Below are 16,979 nucleotides of genomic sequence, written 5' to 3' on the forward strand. Positions count from 1 at the left end.
GGGCGGTACCGTCCGCACCGTGTCGGAAACTGACGACGCCGGGTCGGGCCGGGCCAACTGGCTGGACCGACGTCGTGATCTGGCCGGCTGGGTGCTGACTCCGCTCGTCACACTCGTGGTGACTCCGGTGCTGGCCGGCTGCACCGCGATGGTCACCGTGCTCGGAGCCGATCAGCCGCCGGCCCTGTGCGAGGCGGTCCGCTCCGAGAACGGCTGCGAGGAGGCCACGCTGACCGTGCTGGGCGCGCACCTGGCGGTCGCCGCCGGGATGTGGTTGCTGCTCTGGCTGGTGCCCTGGTGGCGTGGTCTACGCGTACCGCGTGTCCTGCTCGCCGTCGCCGCGGCCGGTGTGGTCATCGCCGTACCGCTGCGGATGGCCGGCTGAGGCACTCGAAGGCGTCTCCGTCGATGGCGGGCCCTGTCCGGCCCGGGCCGGACCAGACATCAGATCCTCGGAGCGGGCCGCAGCAGCAGCGTCACGACGTCACCCTCGCTGATGCCCTGGGCCTTTCGGACGGCGTCCTTGAGCGGAACCAGGTAGCGGCCCTGCCTGGGAAACAGCGCCGTCCTGAACTCCGTGCCCCCGATGACGACGTGCACCGGCACCTGGCCCCAGTAGGCGAGCGACCGCGTCGCCTCCTTCAGCTCGGCGCTGTCGGACTCAGGCATCGCCACGAAGAAGTACGGCGCGGGTCCACGCCACTCGATGATCTCACCGTCGAAAGCCCACTCCACGAGGGCAGCCTAGGCGGCCGACGCCGGCCCGGGAATCACACGTTGAAGCGGAACTCCGTACGTCGGATTTGTGAGCTGCTGTGATGGTTCGACACACGCTCTGAACTGTGCTTGTTGTGCATGGTCAAGTTGGCTCGCGTTGGTCATCTGCGGAAGTAGTGCGGACTTTTTGCGGACCGATGAGCCATAAGCATTGCGTCTTATGCTTCTCTCGCATAGGGTCAACGTATCCAACAAGGACGAGTGAGGGAGACCGGGATGACCGCCACCGCCAAGAGCCTCCACTGCGAGATCTGCGGTGAGGCCGGCGCCCGGACCGTTCCGGCCCCCAGCGGCGACACGATGGACGCCTGCAAGACCTGCGAGCGCTACGAGAACAGCGAGTCGACTCGCTTCGCCGTGCGCGGGTTGATCGAGAGGGCCGGGCGACCGGCCAACCCACAACACCCAACGGCCCGCAGAGTGTTCCAGCACCGAGCGAGCCTCGATCGCCCCAGGAGGCGACCAGATGGAGAACACGATCCCGAAGCACCCGAAGTGGTGCGACCCGGCCCGGTGCACGGTCAGTGCGGACCACACCAACGGCAGCCACGCCAGCCGACCCGTGACCGTCATCGACGCCGACCAGCCGCTCACGCTGAGGCTGGTGCGTCCGGATCAGCGCAACGACGCCGCGCGCCAGGTGCTTGAGCCCGGCTACCGCCCCGCCCGGCTGGTGATCGAGCCCGCCGAGGGGTCCGTCGTCAGGACGGTGCCTGTGACCGTCTGGCAGGCCCACCTGATCGGCCGCATCCTCCGCACCCCGGTTGCCGCCTGATCGGTCGGCTTCCCCGTGCGTCCGGCACCCCCGGACGTACCGGTAGCTGACCGACCCGGCCAGTGAATAGGGACGGGCCCGGCAGGAGTTCCAGCTCCTGTAGATCCGGGCCCTTGATCGCCCCAGGAGGCGACCCAGTGAAGATTCTTGCATCCGCACCCGTCCCGCCGGCCAACCGGCTCATCGACGCCGACACCACCGACCTGACCGCGATCCGCCTGGCGGACACCAACCAGGGCCGGTTCCCGGTGAACGCCCCGTACGCCGCCGCCGCCGATGCCGACGACCTGGAGCTGATCCAGGCCGCGATGCGAGCCAACCCCGGCGCCGTGCACGAGCTGGCCGACGCGATCCGCCACGGCGACGACCGGTACGCCGAGGGCTACGTCGACGGCCTCCAGCGGGCCTTGGCCGCCCGCCCGGCCGGCTGCCCGCCCTACTGCACCGAAGACCACCGCGGCCAGGTGACCGAGGTCGACGGGTTCTCGATCGGCCTGTGTCACGAAGTGGTCGTGGCGGACCTGACCTCGCGGGACCCGTCGTCCACCATCCTGCCCGCCACCGCCCGCGTGCTGGTGGAGTCGACCAGCGAGCGCGGCGAGGTCACCACCCCGACCCGGGTTGTCCTGTCGATCGCCGAGGGCCTTGAGGGCCACTACCCGGGCAGCGAGGACGTTCAGGGTTGGAGCGGCACTCCCGCCGAGGTCGAGCAGTTGGCGTACGCGCTGCTGTCCGCCGCCCGTATCGCCCGGCACGCCCGCTGATGGCCCCCGTCCTGCTCAAGCAGACGCTGCGGGCCGGTCAGGCGTACGTGGTCCGTGACGTGGACCAGCCCGAGCGGGGGCCGCTCGCGGCAGCCGTCATCAGCCCGGCCGGGTGGCAGGTCGCCGCGGTGGACCGAGTCGTCGGATCGGGTCTCTCGCAGCGCGGTGCCATCGCTCTGATGATGCGTACCGCGATCCTCGCCGCCGGCCGACCCACCGGCTCCCTCCTGGTACACGACAGCACCACCGACAAGGAGTTGACCCGATGAGCGCCACCTTCAGCGAGGCCCGTACCGACGTCTGCCCGCCGTGGTGCGTCGAGCACTACACCGGTGAGGACGGCACGCAGAACCACTCCGGCCCGATGACCCGCGGCGTGGTCGGCGAGTCGGCCAGCAACGGTGCACCGATGGAGATGCACGTCTGGCCGGAGCTGCGCGTGGGTCCGGACGGGCACATTCGGCCGGTCGGCCTCATCGGCGAGACCCACCGTGAGCCGGACGACTTCGAGCTGACCTCGGAGCAGTTGCGGCGCATGGCCGCGCACTGCATCGCCGTCGCCCAGATGTGCGAGGAAGCCGCAGCCAAGCGGAACGCCGTCACCGACCCGGTTGCCGGGTAGCGGTAGCGGTAGCGGCACCAGAGACCCCCGGACCCCCGAAAGCAGGGGTTTCCGGGGGTCTCGCCGTTGTGCCGCTACCTGCTACCTGATCATGCGCCGAAGGGGTTTCCGCAGGTCGCAGGCACAGTGAGAGGTAGCGGCAGTAGGTAGCGCTGCCGCTACCTCTCCGCTACCGGCCGCTACCCGTGCTACCTCCCCAGGACGGCTTTTGGGGCCTCGGCGGGGGTGCCGCGACCACGCGACCAACGCTGTTTCGGCCGGTCAGGGCCGCGACCAACGTGGTCGCACCCCCGCGACCACGATCGGCGCCGCGACCACTGCCGCGACCAGCCCGCGCGACCATGTCCCCGGTCCCCGGGGACATCCCTGGTCAACGGCCCATCAGGGTCTTCGGGGACACCTCCGGGCAGCCCGAGCTATCCGCTATCCAGGGGGGTCCGCGCTGCTCGCGGCACCTGCTCGCGCGCTAGCTCCCCCGCTATCGATAGCGCAACCAGACCGGCCACGAACCGGCCACGCTATCGCCACCGGTGGCCGGTCTGATGGCCGCAGAAACCGGCCACCGAGGCGGCCATTTTGCGGTACGGAACCCGCCACCGGTGGCCGCAGAAACCGGCCATTTTGCGGTACGGCCACAGTGGTACAGGTCGCCAACTGGCGTGGTACGGAACCCGCCAACTGGCGTGGTACGTGGCGGGTTGGGTGGCGTGGTACGGGCCGCCACTGCTAGCCCCGGTTAGGGCTACTGCTAGACCCTCCCCTAGCCCGTCTGAGCAGCGGACTAGCCCCTGTACCACTCGCCACCCACAACACGGTATGTACCGTCTGGCGGGGTGCCGTACGAGTGGTAAAGGGCTAGGAGCCCATGCCACCGGAGCTTCGTGACCCCCTCCCTCGTTCGACACGACATGACCTCCCCACTTGAGCCGGGCTCCCTCGCCGCACGTGAGGTCGGAGTCATGCTGACCAAGGTCTTCGATCAAATCCACCAAGCGTTGTGGGAGCGCAAGGAGGTAGAGGCGTTCGAGGAAGCCCGCGCTGCCGTGCGGACGGAGGTTGAGTCTCTGCTGGAGCTAGCGGAACGCCGCGTGCATGGCGGCAATATCCCTGATCCGGCCAGGCGGAGGCGACTGCTCTACAACATCGAGGAGGCAGCGCAGCAGCTCGGTGGAATCAGCACCCGAACTGTGTACAAGCTCCTGAGGGCCGGCGAGCTGGAATCCGTGATGATCGGTTCCCGTCGTCTGGTGCCGGATGCAACGCTTGAGGCCTACGTCGAGAAGCTGCGCGCGAAGGCAGCTATTGCCGCCGGGGTCGACGCCGCGGCTGCTGCGGGGCCCGCAGGCTAGTGAGCGCGAGCGCGGACTCACGCTCGAAGTTGCGGGTCGGCTCCTGCATGAGCCGCTCGATCTCGGCGATGTCGGCTGGGGTGAACCGAACGAGTCTGCCCACCCGATGGTGCGGGATCTCCCGGCCGGCAACCTTCAGGTCCACCAGAGAGACCGAGACCTGAAGCCTCGCGGCCAGTTGAGTCTTGTCTAGCCACTTCTGGTCGTCGCCTGCCACCCGCGCTCGCATCGCCTCCATGACCGGTCTCAGGGTGGCAACGAGCTGCGCCAGTTGCTGATCTGTGAGCTGCCAGCCGCCCAAAGAGCGGGCGTTCATCTCTGCCTCCGTCACGCCTTACCTGCCCTTCGGCGAGGCAGGTGCGCGATTCGGATCATGTGCGCCCGCCGACGGCTGTCCGCCATCTGCTGCTGGGTCGCCAGCGGCACGTCCGGAAACTCGGCTTGGATTTCCTGTAGCCACTTCGAAGCGAGGGCTCGGCGGGCGGGCTCGGTGGCGGCGGCCCGGTCCACGGTGTTGCCCCGGCGGGTGTAGGCGGCGATACGGCCGGCGGTGGAGGCGGTCATGCCCCGTTGTACGGCCTTCGACCAGCACCAGTTCGACGACTGGACGAAAATGTCTGTCGCGTTGCCGACCGGCGCGGGGTATTTGAACGTTGGTGTCCCATACCGTGCTCAGTCTGGATTCGTTCACCCGTTCACCCGGCTGTGACCAACTGCGCCTGTTAGTCGATCTTCTGGGTATGTAACCTCAAGAGGCAAGGAGCGTTTACCAAGTGTCACGCCCCAAGCACAGGTACAAGGAACTTGAGGATCTTCTCCGGGAAGCCGAGCGACGGGGCTGGAGAGTCACCGGAGGGGGAGACAGGTACTTCAAGTTGTACTGCCCCTGCCCCGCAAAACATCTGAAAACCGTGAAATGCACCCCTTCGAACGCGAACTACCTGAAAGACTTGACGGGTCAACTCAAGCGGGCCACGTGCTGGGAGGACGACTGATCATGCGACAGCATCGAATCGCGATCCAGATGACGTTCGAAGGCACTCCGCACGGTACTGACGAGCAGTACGAAGAGTTCCTTGACGCGGTACAGGAACACTTGGACCGGCTCGGCCGCGAGGTACAGATGGCTGCGAGCCTGGTCGACCGCACTGCGGAGTTTGCCACGAGCATCGAGGCCCCCGACTTTGAGAGTGCCGTCAACACCCTGCTTGTCGACCTGCGCACTGCGCTGCACGCGTCCGAGTGCCACACGGACGACTGGCCGCAGTACGTGGCGACTGATCGAAGCCTGCAGGAGCTGCAGGAAGCCTGACCTCCGGAACGTAAGGAACGGCCCGCCAGGCGCGATCCTGGCGGGCTGTTTCGCATCACCGCTCCGCGATCGTCTTCAAGTAGTCGCTGATGTAGTGGAGGCCAGTCCCGGTGTTGCCGCGACCGTATGGATCAGTCAACGCCTCGCTGACCCCGCTAACGGTCTCCCTCAACCCCCGCAGCTCGTGGGCGACCGCCAGCAGCCCCAACGTCACGGCCTCCAAGCGCAGGGCCTGCGCCTTCTCCGGCTCGGTGTGTGGCTCTTGAGCGAGCGCGATGCAGTTCTCAGCACGAGCGACGGGGTCCAGCTTCGGCATGGCGTTGCTCCATCCGGTCGAGGGTCATCCCTCAGGGATCGTGTCGACTCAGCGTTGAGTCCCGGCCCATCTGTCGAATACTGGACACCTCCACTCTCGTTGGCCTGAGGCATGACTCGCACACCACGAACCGAAGACACACCCCGCCTGCTGCGCACCGAGGCCGAGATCCTCGCCGCTGGCGCCGCCGCGGTTGCCGACTGGCCACCGCTCACCGAGCGGCAGATCGACCTCATCGTCGCGCTGCTCAGCCCAGTGGCTGCCGAAGTGCAGGCCATACAGCGCGAGAACAGATGACGACGAACGGCCCGCCAGGCGCGATCCTGGCGGGCCGTCGCCCTGCTACAGGATCACGCCGCGCAAGCGGCGATCACTCCCCCTACTGCCACGACGAGGCCGGATACGGCCACGATCAGAGCTGTCAGCTCCGCCCAGCGCCCGGTGGCTTCGCTGTCCTTCGGCCGGCGTACCCGCCGTCCCCTCCCCCTCGTTACCGACATTGCCTGTGCCCTCCCAAATAGGACAGAGGCCGGGGCGGTGCCCGCTGGTATCGGTGCACCGCCCCTTCCGGCCCCGCGACAGACACGATTGCCATCGCGGACGAACAACGGGACTGCCGCAATGCGTGATCGCACCGACTGTGCGATCAAGAGTCACGTTCACGGGACTCTGCCCGGTTCGTGGGGGTGTCGCGGGTAGTCGGGCCAGCTACCAGGGCCCGTCGCCGAAGAGCGCCGAGCAGGCTGACCCGACCTCACGCCGAGCGGGTTGTCCGGTCGACGACAGGGGATCAGTCACTTACGCCACCCCTTACCGCTGCCTCGCTCGTACGCCTGGATCGCCGAGACCGTCACCCGGCCCACCTCAGCCGGATTCGCCGTCGGAGGCACGTTGACGGTGAGGTGCAGGGTCCGGTGGATGACGGTCATACCGCCGCCGCCCGGCGCGAACCCCGGGCCAGGGGTATACCGCGGCTGAACGGTCGCCCCATACCAGCCGGCCGCCTTGTCGAGAATGTCGAGCGACCGGCCCGGGTTGCCGTTCTTCGGAATGAACGCCTCACCACCAGTGCTGGGCTCCGCGAACGCGTACCGGGCCGGGCCCTGCGGGGAATACATGGCCGCGTCACGCAGCCGCACCAGACCAGACCGTCAGCGGCGTGCTCGTAGAGTCCACCCCACCGGTTCTTGAGCTGGGTGCCGCCCGGCACCTTGAGGTCGCCGGTGCTGGTCCACCGGACGGTGCCGCTGATGTAGATGTGCTTGTTCTTCAGCTCGTTGATCTTCGACTTGAGCGCGTTGACCGCAGCCTTCGCCTCCGAAGTCTTCGCCCAGAACGGCACCGTCTTCGACGGCGGAACCGACCTGACCTCGAAGTTGAAATCCTCCGCCTGCTTCTTCGCCGTCTTCGCCCCCGGCGCCGACACATCCGTCGACACCTCGCCCGGGATCGCCCGGTACTTGCCGATCAGCTCATCCACGGCCGTCTCGTTGAAGCCGAGCTGCAGCAGCGTCGCCCGCAGCCCAGCGATGTCCTTGACGTACTTCCCGTTCGCCTCGTCAAGGGTCATGTTGTTGTCGATGCGCGCCTGCCGCAGATCGTTAATCTTGTCGATCTGCTCCAACACCGCAGTGGCGTTATCCCGGCCAGCCTGCTTGTTGTCGTTGAGCGTGCGGGTGCCGGTCTCCAGCTCCTCACGCACATCAGCCAGGCCCTGCTTGTAGGCGATCACCGCCTTGTCCAGGTCCATGCGCTCACCGAACAGCTTGTCGAAAGCCTCCTTCAGCTCGACGACCTTGTCCGCAGCCTCACCCGCCGACCCGCCGAGCCCCCCGACCTGACCGGCAGCCGTGGCCGACGCCGAACCGGCCGTCTCCACCGCGGCGGCGTACACCGGGAACAGCTTGCGCAGCTCATCGACGCTGACGCCGTCCTTCGCCGCAGCCTCAGCCAGCCGGTCGAACGCAGCCGCAGCCTGGTCGGCCTCGCCGCCCGACACGAGCTGAGCCAGGGCCGAGTCCATCGCCTCGACGCGTTCACGGGTCATCGCCAGCGACGTGTTCGTGTCCCGCAGGGCGGCCCCAAGGAATGGTGCCCGCTCGTACATGTCCTGCATCCAACGCACGGTGCTCCGGCGGGTGTTGTCGGTGTCGGCCAGGAACTTCAGCCCCACCGACAGGTCTTCCAGATCGGAGCCGAGCACCCGAGCGGACTCCCCGGCCAACTTCCCGCTGGCACCCCACTCGGACAGACCCTTCGCCATCGCGTCGATCTGCGGGTTCAGATCGTCGTGGAAGCTGCTCAGGGCGGCACCCGCCACCTCCAGGGCCACGAAGGCGATCCCGGCCCGGCCTGCGGCCCTGCTGGCGCGCTCCAGCCCTCTAGCGGCTCGTTCGCCGCGCGGGCCCATCGTCGCCAGCTCCTCGCTGGCGCGGGTGGTCGCCACCCGCATCTTCGCCGCCCCCGCAGCCGTCAACAGGGTCGCCCCCGCGAGGCCGGCCAGCACGACCGCACCTGACTGAACCGGCCCAGGGATCGCCGACACGGACTCGACCAGCTCATCCGCGGTCTGCACCAAGGTCCGCAGGGCCGACGACGAACCCGACCCGGCCTCGATCGCCATCGTCTCCAGAGAGCCACGCAAGCGCTCGATGTCGCCGACCAGGTTGTCCGTCTTGGCTCGCGCGACGTCCGACGCCGCCCCCTGGTCGTTGACCGCTGCGGTGTAGTCGCGGATGCCCTTCTCGCCGACCTCGTACAGGACGTTCGCCGCGCGCATCGCGTCCGCGCCGAAGATCTGCGCCAGCGCCGCGTTGCGCTGCTCCTGGGTGAGCCCGCCGAGTTGCGTTTGCAGCTGGCCGGCCAGGCTCGCCATGCCGACGAAGTTTCCCTGAGCGTCGTAGGCGTTAATGCCGAGCTCATCCATCAGCCCGGCAGCCTTATCGGTCGGCGCCTGCAGCATCATCAGGGCCGTCTTCAGGCTGGTCCCGGCGTCGGATCCGATCAACGCCCGATCGGCGAACGCCGCCAAGGTGCCGACCGTCTCCTCCAGGCTGACGCCGGCGCCGTTGGCCGCCAGCCCGCCCTGCTTGAGCGCCTCACCCATCTCGTGCACGTCCGTCGCGGACTTGTTCGCCGCCGCGGCGAGCACGTCGGCGATGTGCCCGACGTCGCCACCCTTGAGCTTGAAGACGTTCATGGTCTTCGCGGCAATGTCCGCCGCCTCCGCCAGATCGAGTGATCCTGCTGCCGCCAGGGACAGGGAGCCGGTCAGGGCCCCGCCGAGGATCTCGGACGAGTCAAGGCCGGCCTTCGCCAGCTCGGCCTGCGCCTTCGCCGCCTCGGTGGCGCTGAACGAGGTGGCCTGCCCGGCATCGAGGGCCGACTGCCGGAGACGCTCAAGCTCCGCCCCCGTGGCATTGCTGACCGCCCCGACCTCCGACATCTGCTTGTCGAACTTCGCTGTTACAGCCACAGCAGCCCCGAACCCCGCAGCCGCGGCCAGCCCCATGCGGGCCATCTGATCAGCGACCGCGTCCAGGCGCCCGGCCTTCGCCGCCCCGTCCAGCTCACCCACGAAGTCCCTGGTAGCGCCACGAGCCTGCCGCAGACCCGACATGTACCCGGCCACCTCAGCCTGGAGGCGGACACCCACCGTTCGTAGTGCCATCGCGCACCCTTCCGAAAGTTTTGAACCTGACCGACCCGACAGAGCCCTCCCCGGCGGTCCCGCTGGCATGGGGCCTTGGGGTCCCCTCCCCTGCCCCCCTTGGGGGTCTGGGCTCTACCGACCGGCGCCCCGTTGGGCAGCCTCGCGCGCCCTCTCCAGCCGCGGTAGTTCGTTGACCTCGCCCGGCTTCGGAGGCTTGCGGAACGTCAGCGGCTCCCACCTGTTGTCGAAGTGGTCCCCGGCGATCAGCGATCGCAGGTACCGCCACTCCGTGAGCAGCGCGCCGGTGGCCGGGTCGTGGCTCTTCGTCCACTCGTCGACGGTGTCCGTCTCGCTTAGGTCGAGGCAGGCGGTCAGGACGGCCCGCTTCAACGTGTCGTCACCGAACCTCGTGGCCTCGGCCAGCAGCTGCTGGCGGCGCTTGTGGTCGCCGGCAGTGACCCGCTCCCACGCGGTACGCCACGCCGCGTTCAGTACGACCCGGTCGGCGGGGCTGACGTCGGCGGGGATCCCTGGGCCGACCGGCAACTGTCGTTCGATCCACTCCGCGCGGGCGGTGCGACGGGCCTGGATGTCTTCCCCGAACTCCACCAGCTGCGCGCAGGTGTCCACCCACAGTTTGGCGATCTGCTGGGCCTTGGCCAGGTCGGTGATGTCGAAGTTCCCCCGGATCTCCGCAGCCCGCGTCAGGTACGACCGTTGCAGCGTCTCCGCGCCCAGGTACATGGGGTCTTCGTTGACCGGCGGCAGGCTGGGCGGCACCGCCGCGCCGGCCGGGCTGGTAGAGCTGCCGCCGCGTAGCGCCTGGAGCAGCTTCTGCAGGGCCTCGTCCTGGTCCGGTGCGGTCATCTCGGCGTGCCTCCTCTGCGGGCCACCAGTGCGGCCACGTCTTCGCGGTCCCACAGGTTCCGGGCCACCGGCTTGACGCCCTCGGCGTGGGCGATCCGGCGGGCGTGCCGCTCGGTCACCTTGAGTCGGGTCGCCATGTCGGCGGTGGTCACCAGTGGTGTCGGGGGTAACTGTGGCCTGGCGTCCGTGAAGGTCCGCGCGTCGTGTCCGTGCGCGGACAGGTGGGCCATTGCTGCGGCCCGCAGCACCTCCAGGGCTTGAGTGACTTCCGGGCGCACTCGCCCGCCGTCGCGCTGGCGGCGGGCGATGTCCTCTCGCAGGGTGCGCCATATCGGCTCGGCGAGATGGCCGGGTAGGAACACCCCGCCAGCGGCGATCAGGGATGCTGCTGGCCGCTCAGCGTCGCTGTCGCGCACCGCTGGCACTCCCTCGCCTGCCCTGGGTTCCTGTACGACCACACCCGGCACCCCTCGCAGCCGAACCGGCGCGGGTTGCCCTGATGCGCCGGCTGTGGCATCTCGTGCCCGCACACCTCACACCGCCTCAACGGGGCGGTCAGGTCAGCGAACGTCCGCAGGCGGGTCACCGGGCGTCACCTCCGTACGGGTCTGCCAAGTCCCAGATCCGTACAGACGGAAAACGACCTCCCCGGCGGTCCCCGGTTGGAGGGGCGTTGGGGTCTTCCCCCCAGGGGGTGCTCACGCAGGCCCCGGGGTGGTGTTGCCGGGCTGGGTGAGCGCCTCGGCGAGGTGACGCACCATGCCGACCAGCTCCAGGCGCAACCGTCGGGCGGTGGCCGGGTGGAGGTCGGCCGCGCCGACGGTGGCCTCGATGCCGTCGAGCACGGCTGGCGGCAGCATCCGGTCCCGGTGCTCGGGCAGCCACGCCGAGCAGGTGGGGCACAGCCGGTGTTCGCCAGCGGGGGTGTCGGCCGTGCCGCCGCCGAGGGCACTGCGGTAGATGACGGGTGCGCGGAGGGTGCGGGTGGTCCAGCCAATGGCGAGGGACTGCCCGGCGGCGGCGGGGCAGATCAGGCAGCGCCTCACCGCCGACCGCCCTTCCCGCGCCTGCGTCCTCGTGAGCCTCGTGGTTGGACCCTTCCCGTACCCCTCAGGGAGTCCTGTTCGGCCGGCAGCGTGGCGCTGAGCGGGTTGCCGCTGGCCGTGGACGGTCGACAGTCGCCGCAGGTGCCGTACTGGTAGATCAGCGGTCCGAGTTGGACCATGCCCGGGTAGATGCCGTCCCCGTGCTGCGGGCCGGCGCACTCTCGTCCGCAGGCGTCGCAGGTGCGGTCACGGACGCTGTTGCGGGGAAGCGCGGTGAGGTAGACGCAGCCGGGGCAGGTCACCAAGCCGGGCTTCCACGCCGCAGCGATCACCGGCTGCGGCCGGTCGGGGGTGGGCTGGTGCCGGCACGTCGAGGCCCGGCCGTCCGCCCACCCGGTGAGGGTGTCGAGCAGGCCGAGGCGCAGCCATGAGGGGATGTCGGCTGCGTCTGCGCCGTGGGCCTGGCTGGTGCCGAGGATGGCACGGCCGGTGTCGGTCATGAGGCGTAGGGCGTCGCTGGTGGCGGCGTCGAGCTGGTCGACGTGCCCGACGGGTGCGACCGCGCGCAGCTGCTCGACGAACTGCTCGTAGGCGGGATGCAGCATCAGACGCTCCAGGGCCAGGGTGGGGGTCACGCGGCACCTCCAGGGCGCATGGCTCGGCAGGCGAGGCAGTTGGGGTGTTCGGGTCGGTTGCTGGCGACCCACCAGGAGTGAGGGCTGTCGGGCTCCGAAGGGAGCGAAGGGAGCGAAGGGAGCGAAGGACGCAGTTCCCTAGGCGGTGCTCCCTTCGGTGCTCCCTTCGCGGGATCGTGCTCCGAAGGGAGCACGAAGGGAGCGGGCTCTATACCGTCTGCTCCCTTGCTCCCTTCGCTCCCTTCGGCGGGCTTGAGTCGCCACATCCAGCCGGCGTCCATGCCGCTCTTCTCGGAGAGCACCCCGGCCTTCCGCTTGGCCCGCTTGAGCGCGTCCTTGCGGAACCCGTCCTTCTCGCCGGCCTTGAACACGTCCACGGCGGACGCCTCGCCGCCCTGGTCGACCAGGTAGCCGCGGAGCCAGTCAGCGGCGTCCTTGCGGTCCTCCTGGTCCTCGGGGTCCCCCCGGTCGCTGAGGATGTCCGTCACCGACCGGTCGGACTCACCGAGCCACACGAGCCGGCCGACGTGCGCCGGCCCGAGGCGGGTGGGGATCTCGACGCCCTCGATCTCGTAGCTCAGCGACGGCAGGTCCAGGCGACCCAGGCTGTTCTTCGTCTGCGTCATCACCCGGCCGCCCTCTGGGTCGGCAGCGAAGCCGAACACCGACCGGGGAACGTTCTTGAACGCGCCCGACCCAGTGATGAGCGACGACGGGTCGGTACCGGCGCCCTTGTTGAAGTGGGCGATCCCGAGCACGACGCAGCGGGCACGGTCGGCGAGGCGGGCGAGCGGGTCGAGGGCGACCCGGACGTCACGCTCGCGGTGGGTGTCGATGCCGGCCCCGATGGTCGACATGAGCGGGTCGAGGACGAGCAGCGCGGCGCCGACCCGGCGCATCTCCCGTTCCAACAGGGAGTTGTCGACGGGCAGGGACAGCGTGGTGCCGTCCTGTTCGTCCTCGACGACTTCGACCCGGAACACCTTCGTCAGGTCCGCCCCGGCGGCGATGAGCCGGGGCACCAGGGTGTACTTCCAGGAGTCCTCCACGGCGGCATAGATGACCGCGCGAGGCTGGCCGTACAGCGACCCGGGCAGCGTGCCGCGCGTGATCATGGCTGCGAGCCAGATGCCGAAGCTGCTCTTCCCGGTGCCTTCGCGGCCAGCGGCGACGGACAGCGACCCGAGCGGGATGCGTCCACTGCCGTCGGTCAGGTCGTCTTCGTGGCGCCACGCCCATACCACCGGCTCGGGCTCGATATCCGACGCCGCGGTGAGGACCAGGCGCCGGCGGGGCCGCTCGGGCTCTTCGTCGACGAAGCCGGCCGCGATGGCGGCGTCGGCGATCTGGTCGTCGGTCCAGTCCTCGTTCACGCTGCCGCTCCGATCGGTGCGTCGTCGGGCACGCGGTGCCGACCGTCGGGCAGCCGCCGGCACGAGCAGTGGTACAGACCGTCGACCAGCGGAAGCCAGTCGCCGTCGCTCACGGGTCGGCCGGTGTTCCAGTCGACCGGGCCACCGGTGTAGGTCCACGGCACCCGCCCGTACCGGTCGAGCAGGTCGGTGGCGACACGCTGCGCTGCGGCTTCCATCTCGGCGATGCGTGCGGCGACCCACTGCTCGCGGGTGCGCCGGGCGATCGGCGCCCAGGTCGTCATGGCCAGCTCGGCGAGTTCCGCGCGCTCGTAGGCCCGGCCGATGGCGTGCGCCATGACGGCAGCGCGCTGGATCTGCCCGGCGACTCGCACCGGGCAGCCACCGGGCGGGCACCATCCGGCGAGGGGGCGCAGCGTGTCGGTGGCGTGCGTAGACTGGCTACTGGTCTCGCCGACCTGCTCTGCCGCCGCCCCGTTGCCCGCGGGGCGGCTGTGTGTCTGCGTCATCTCAGGCGGCCACCGTCGCGTCGTCGTCCTCGGCGAGCCAGGCGGCGACGTCGCGCTCGGCGTAGAGGACCCGCTTTCCGCGCTTGATCCCGCGCGGCCCCTTGCCCATGTGCCGCCAGTACCGAACGGTGCTCGGCGTGCTGCGGGTGAGGGCCGCGACCTCTTCGGTGGTCAGGTACTTCTCCATGACGACTCCAATGCGTCAGTCGCATACAGCGATGATGCGTTTCGCTCATGAACTCAAGCATGACCAACGCTTGCCGTCAAGCTCCGCGCGCATTTAGAGTCATGCGCGTGACGCATACGGACACTTCAACGGCAGAGCAGAGATTCGGCGGACAGGTCAGGGAGGCGCGGGAGCTGCGCGGCTGGAGTCAGGAGGCGTTGGCACGCCACCTGCGGGAGTCGGCAGGGCTGGAGCTGCACCAGACGGCGATCGCACGGCTTGAGCGAGGCGAACGGGCCATCCGACTGAACGAGGTGGCAGCCCTCGCGCAGGTGCTCGGCCTTCGACTGGACCAGTACGCCGGAGGGAAGCCACCACTCACGGCCGAGGAGTACGAGCAGGCGCAGGTGCTGCTCGAAGAGACGCGCAGACAGGAGGCCGCCGCCCGGGAACACCTCGCCAGGGTGCGGGTGAGGGCGGACCGAGAGGCGCAGGAGGCTGAGGGTTCCGTGGCGGCCCTCCGTGACGCGCGGGTGCGCCTGGAGGCGTCCATCCGGGACTACGAAGAGCGCCGGGATGGGTAACGTCGCCAAGCGGCCTGACGGGAAGTACCGCGCTCGGTGGCGCGACCTGTCCGGCAAGGAGCACGCGAAGCACTTCACGAAGAAGCGCGACGCGGATGCCTGGCTGGCCATCGTGGAGGGCGACAAGCTGCGCGGGCAGTACATCGACCCGACCGACCGGACCACGGTCGCGCAGTACGCCCGCCGGTGGGCCGCGGCCCGGCCGCACAACCCGCGCACGGTCAGGCGGGTCGACTCGCTGATCCGTACGCACATCGAGGGCACCAGCATCGGAACCCGCCGACTCGTTCAGGTACTTCCCTCCGACGCCCAGGCGTGGGTGACAGATCGCAGTCAGGGCCTGTCGCCATCGACGCTGCGGCTACTGGTGTCGCTGGTCCGCTCGATCTACACCAGCGCGCAGCACGACCGGCTGGTCGGGTCGTCGCCGTTCGCGGCTCGACTGACGATGCCCGAGTCGCAGCAGAAGCGGGTCGTCCCGTTGACGGTCGAGCAGGTTCACGACCTGGCGGCGGCGATGCCGCCACGGAATCGGGCGATGGTGCTCACGCAGGCGGGGCTGGGGCTGCGCATCGGTGAACTGCTCGCGCTACGCCTGGCCGATGTCGACTTCGCGGGCAAGGTGGTCCGCGTGGAGACGCAGATCGCGCCCGGCGAGCGCACTCGGACAGCCCCGAAGACGGCCTGGTCGGAACGCACCGTGCCGCTGCCGGCGCCCGTGGCGGAGGCGCTGACCGCGCACGTCGCGGCCTTCCCGCCGCCGGCAGACGGCACGGTGTTCACGACGCGGTTCGGGCAGCCGTACCGCCACGACTACTACGGCACGCGGATCTTTCAGGCCGCCGTGGCAGCGTCAGGGCTCCCGGACGGCACGACGCCCCACGACCTGCGGCACCACTACGCGAGCGTTCTACTCCACGCTGGCGAGTCGGTCGTCGCGGTCGCTGAACGGCTCGGCCACAAGAACGCCAAGTTGGTGCTCTCGACGTACGGGCACCTGATGCCGGACTCCGAAGAGCGGACCCGCAAGGCGGTGGAGAACGCCTGGCGGAAGGGAAGCGCGGACCACACGCGGACTGACTCGCGGCCTGAGCGGCGTTCCCGCAGGTCACGGCGTTTCGTCAGACGTTGAAGCGGAACTCCACGACGTCGCCGTCCTGCATGACGTACTCCTTGCCTTCGATGCGGACCTTGCCCGCCGCCTTGGCCGCCGCCATCGAGCCGAACTCGACCAGGTCGTGGTACGAGACCACCTCGGCCTTGATGAAGCCGCGCTGGAAGTCGCTGTGGATGACGCCCGCGGCCTCCGGCGCGGTGGCGCCGACCGGGACGGTCCAGGCGCGCGCTTCCTTGGGGCCGGCCGTGAGGTACGTCTGGAGGCCGAGGGTGCGGAAGCCGACCCGGACGAGCTGGTTGAGGCCGGGCTCGTTCTGCCCGATCGACTCCAGCAGCTCGCGGGCCTCATCGTCGGGCAGGTCCACCAGTTCGGATTCGATCTTCGCATCCATGAAGACGGCCTCGGCGGGGGCGACCAGGGCGCGCAGCTCGTCGAGGAACGTGGCGTTGGCCAGCTCGGCCTCGTCGACGTTGAAGACGTACAGGAACGGCTTGGTGGTGAGCAGGTGCAGCTCGCGCAGGTGCTCCAGCTCGATCTTGGCTGCGGCGGCCCCGGAGTAGAGGGTGGTGCCGCCGTCGAGCACCTCGATGGCGGCCTTCGCGGCGGCGACCGCGGCGGCCCGGTCCTTGCGGAGCTTGGCCTCCTTCTCCAACCGGGGCAGCGCCTTGTCCAGGGTCTGCAGGTCGGCGAGGATCAGCTCGGTGTTGATCGTCTCGATGTCGTCGGCCGGGGAGATCTTGCCGTCGACGTGCACCACGTTCGGGTCGGAGAAGGCCCGGACGACCTGGCAGATCGCCGAGGCGTCCCGGATGTTGGCCAGGAAGGCGTTGCCCCGACCCTGTCCCTTGGACGCACCGCGAACCAGGCCGGCGATGTCGACGAACGACACCGGGGCCGGCAGCACCTTCTGCGAGGAGAAGATCTCGGCCAGCTTGCCCAGCCGCTCGTCAGGCAGCCCGACCACGCCGACGTTGGGCTCGATGGTGGCGAACGGGTAGTTCGCCGCCAGCACGTCGTTCTTGGTCAACGCGTTGAAAAGCGTGCTCTTGCCGACGTTGGGCAGGCCGACGATGCCGATGGAGAGACTCACGACGGGCCAGCTTACGCCGGTCGCG

The 16,979-nt window shown here is 69.3% G+C and carries 24 protein-coding genes; 10 read left to right on the top strand and 14 right to left on the bottom strand.

From position 1 onward, the window contains the following. Positions 1–19 precede the first annotated feature (19 nt). Entirely contained in the window at positions 20–385 is a 366-nt protein-coding gene (locus ABZS37_RS04790) for a hypothetical protein (protein WP_355165571.1), read from the top strand. Positions 386–444: 59 nt separating this feature from the next. Here ABZS37_RS04790 and ABZS37_RS04795 read toward each other — a convergent pair whose 3' ends face one another. Further along, on the bottom strand, positions 445–735 hold the full coding sequence (locus ABZS37_RS04795; RefSeq protein WP_354995157.1) for a DUF1905 domain-containing protein: 291 nt from the start codon (positions 733–735) through the stop codon (positions 445–447). A 508-nt stretch (positions 736–1,243) separates the two neighbouring features. Between ABZS37_RS04795 and ABZS37_RS04800 the strand changes: the two genes are divergently transcribed. The 5 genes from ABZS37_RS04800 (at position 1,244) to ABZS37_RS04820 (ending at position 4,287) form a co-directional block, all read left to right on the top strand. Beyond that, on the top strand, positions 1,244–1,552 hold the full coding sequence (locus tag ABZS37_RS04800) for a hypothetical protein (protein ID WP_355165573.1): 309 nt from the start codon (positions 1,244–1,246) through the stop codon (positions 1,550–1,552). A 137-nt stretch (positions 1,553–1,689) separates the two neighbouring features. After that, a complete protein-coding gene (locus ABZS37_RS04805; RefSeq protein ID WP_355165575.1) occupies positions 1,690–2,316 on the top strand; it encodes a hypothetical protein in 627 nt (208 codons plus the stop codon). Beyond that, positions 2,316–2,585, top strand: coding sequence for a hypothetical protein (locus tag ABZS37_RS04810; protein ID WP_355165577.1), 270 nt, complete (start codon positions 2,316–2,318; stop codon positions 2,583–2,585). The genes ABZS37_RS04805 and ABZS37_RS04810 overlap by 1 nt, the downstream gene beginning before the upstream one ends. Then, positions 2,582–2,938 (top strand): hypothetical protein, encoded by a 357-nt coding sequence (locus ABZS37_RS04815; protein ID WP_355165579.1) that lies wholly within the window; start codon positions 2,582–2,584, stop codon positions 2,936–2,938. Before ABZS37_RS04810 ends, ABZS37_RS04815 begins: the two co-directional genes overlap by 4 nt. A gap of 959 nt (positions 2,939–3,897) precedes the next feature. Beyond that, a complete protein-coding gene (locus ABZS37_RS04820) occupies positions 3,898–4,287 on the top strand; it encodes a helix-turn-helix domain-containing protein (protein ID WP_355165581.1) in 390 nt (129 codons plus the stop codon). On the opposite strand, the gene ABZS37_RS04825 is transcribed toward ABZS37_RS04820, so the two are convergent. Further along, entirely contained in the window at positions 4,238–4,618 is a 381-nt protein-coding gene (locus tag ABZS37_RS04825; protein WP_355165583.1) for a hypothetical protein, read from the bottom strand. The genes ABZS37_RS04820 and ABZS37_RS04825 overlap by 50 nt on opposite strands. Next, the gene (locus tag ABZS37_RS04830; protein ID WP_355165585.1) at positions 4,615–4,851 is read right to left on the bottom strand and encodes a hypothetical protein; all 237 of its coding nucleotides are present in this window, start codon (positions 4,849–4,851) and stop codon (positions 4,615–4,617) included. The genes ABZS37_RS04825 and ABZS37_RS04830 overlap by 4 nt, the downstream gene beginning before the upstream one ends. A 433-nt stretch (positions 4,852–5,284) precedes the next feature. On the opposite strand from ABZS37_RS04830, the gene ABZS37_RS04835 reads away from it, so the two are divergent. After that, entirely contained in the window at positions 5,285–5,599 is a 315-nt protein-coding gene (locus ABZS37_RS04835) for a hypothetical protein (RefSeq protein ID WP_355165587.1), read from the top strand. A 55-nt stretch (positions 5,600–5,654) separates the two neighbouring features. On the opposite strand, the gene ABZS37_RS04840 is transcribed toward ABZS37_RS04835, so the two are convergent. Further along, a complete protein-coding gene (locus tag ABZS37_RS04840) occupies positions 5,655–5,915 on the bottom strand; it encodes a hypothetical protein (RefSeq protein ID WP_355165589.1) in 261 nt (86 codons plus the stop codon). 111 nt (positions 5,916–6,026) lie between these two features. Here ABZS37_RS04840 and ABZS37_RS04845 point away from each other — a divergent pair, with 111 nt between their 5' ends. Next, a complete protein-coding gene (locus tag ABZS37_RS04845) occupies positions 6,027–6,212 on the top strand; it encodes a hypothetical protein (RefSeq protein ID WP_355165591.1) in 186 nt (61 codons plus the stop codon). A 497-nt stretch (positions 6,213–6,709) separates the two neighbouring features. On the opposite strand, the gene ABZS37_RS04850 is transcribed toward ABZS37_RS04845, so the two are convergent. The 9 genes from ABZS37_RS04850 to ABZS37_RS04890 all read right to left on the bottom strand — a co-directional run bounded on the left by ABZS37_RS04850 (position 6,710) and on the right by ABZS37_RS04890 (position 14,184). Then, positions 6,710–6,844 (bottom strand): hypothetical protein, encoded by a 135-nt coding sequence (locus ABZS37_RS04850; RefSeq protein WP_355165593.1) that lies wholly within the window; start codon positions 6,842–6,844, stop codon positions 6,710–6,712. Then, positions 6,841–9,585, bottom strand: a complete 2,745-nt coding sequence (locus tag ABZS37_RS04855) for a phage tail tape measure protein (RefSeq protein WP_355165595.1) — start codon at positions 9,583–9,585, stop codon at positions 6,841–6,843. The genes ABZS37_RS04850 and ABZS37_RS04855 overlap by 4 nt, the downstream gene beginning before the upstream one ends. 114 nt (positions 9,586–9,699) lie before the next feature. After that, positions 9,700–10,434: a hypothetical protein gene (locus tag ABZS37_RS04860; protein WP_355165597.1), complete on the bottom strand. Its 735-nt coding sequence runs from the start codon at positions 10,432–10,434 to the stop codon at positions 9,700–9,702. After that, positions 10,431–10,850, bottom strand: a complete 420-nt coding sequence (locus ABZS37_RS04865) for a hypothetical protein (RefSeq protein ID WP_355165599.1) — start codon at positions 10,848–10,850, stop codon at positions 10,431–10,433. The genes ABZS37_RS04860 and ABZS37_RS04865 overlap by 4 nt, the downstream gene beginning before the upstream one ends. 282 nt (positions 10,851–11,132) lie before the next feature. After that, on the bottom strand, positions 11,133–11,480 hold the full coding sequence (locus ABZS37_RS04870; RefSeq protein ID WP_355165601.1) for a hypothetical protein: 348 nt from the start codon (positions 11,478–11,480) through the stop codon (positions 11,133–11,135). Further along, positions 11,477–12,115 carry a hypothetical protein gene (locus ABZS37_RS04875; RefSeq protein WP_355165603.1) on the bottom strand — a complete coding sequence of 213 codons (639 nt, stop codon included), beginning with the start codon at positions 12,113–12,115 and terminating at the stop codon, positions 11,477–11,479. The genes ABZS37_RS04870 and ABZS37_RS04875 overlap by 4 nt, the downstream gene beginning before the upstream one ends. Beyond that, positions 12,112–13,488: an AAA family ATPase gene (locus tag ABZS37_RS04880; RefSeq protein WP_355165605.1), complete on the bottom strand. Its 1,377-nt coding sequence runs from the start codon at positions 13,486–13,488 to the stop codon at positions 12,112–12,114. The genes ABZS37_RS04875 and ABZS37_RS04880 overlap by 4 nt, the downstream gene beginning before the upstream one ends. Further along, positions 13,485–13,997: a hypothetical protein gene (locus ABZS37_RS04885; RefSeq protein WP_355165607.1), complete on the bottom strand. Its 513-nt coding sequence runs from the start codon at positions 13,995–13,997 to the stop codon at positions 13,485–13,487. Before ABZS37_RS04885 ends, ABZS37_RS04880 begins: the two co-directional genes overlap by 4 nt. A gap of 1 nt (position 13,998) precedes the next feature. Further along, positions 13,999–14,184 (bottom strand): helix-turn-helix domain-containing protein, encoded by a 186-nt coding sequence (locus ABZS37_RS04890; protein ID WP_355165609.1) that lies wholly within the window; start codon positions 14,182–14,184, stop codon positions 13,999–14,001. Between the two features lie 107 nt (positions 14,185–14,291). Between ABZS37_RS04890 and ABZS37_RS04895 the strand changes: the two genes are divergently transcribed. Together ABZS37_RS04895 and ABZS37_RS04900 are read left to right on the top strand one after the other, a co-directional pair. Then, entirely contained in the window at positions 14,292–14,747 is a 456-nt protein-coding gene (locus tag ABZS37_RS04895) for a helix-turn-helix transcriptional regulator (RefSeq protein ID WP_355165611.1), read from the top strand. Further along, entirely contained in the window at positions 14,740–15,879 is a 1,140-nt protein-coding gene (locus tag ABZS37_RS04900) for a site-specific integrase (protein WP_355165613.1), read from the top strand. The genes ABZS37_RS04895 and ABZS37_RS04900 overlap by 8 nt, the downstream gene beginning before the upstream one ends. Here ABZS37_RS04900 and ychF read toward each other — a convergent pair. Then, on the bottom strand, positions 15,869–16,954 hold the full coding sequence (gene ychF / locus ABZS37_RS04905; RefSeq protein WP_354995156.1) for a redox-regulated ATPase YchF: 1,086 nt from the start codon (positions 16,952–16,954) through the stop codon (positions 15,869–15,871). The two genes, ABZS37_RS04900 and ychF, sit on opposite strands and share 11 nt — an antisense overlap. Positions 16,955–16,979 lie beyond the last annotated feature (25 nt).

The sequence above is a fragment of the Micromonospora sp. NPDC005413 genome (genome assembly GCF_040606435.1).
GTDB lineage: Bacteria > Actinomycetota > Actinomycetes > Mycobacteriales > Micromonosporaceae > Micromonospora.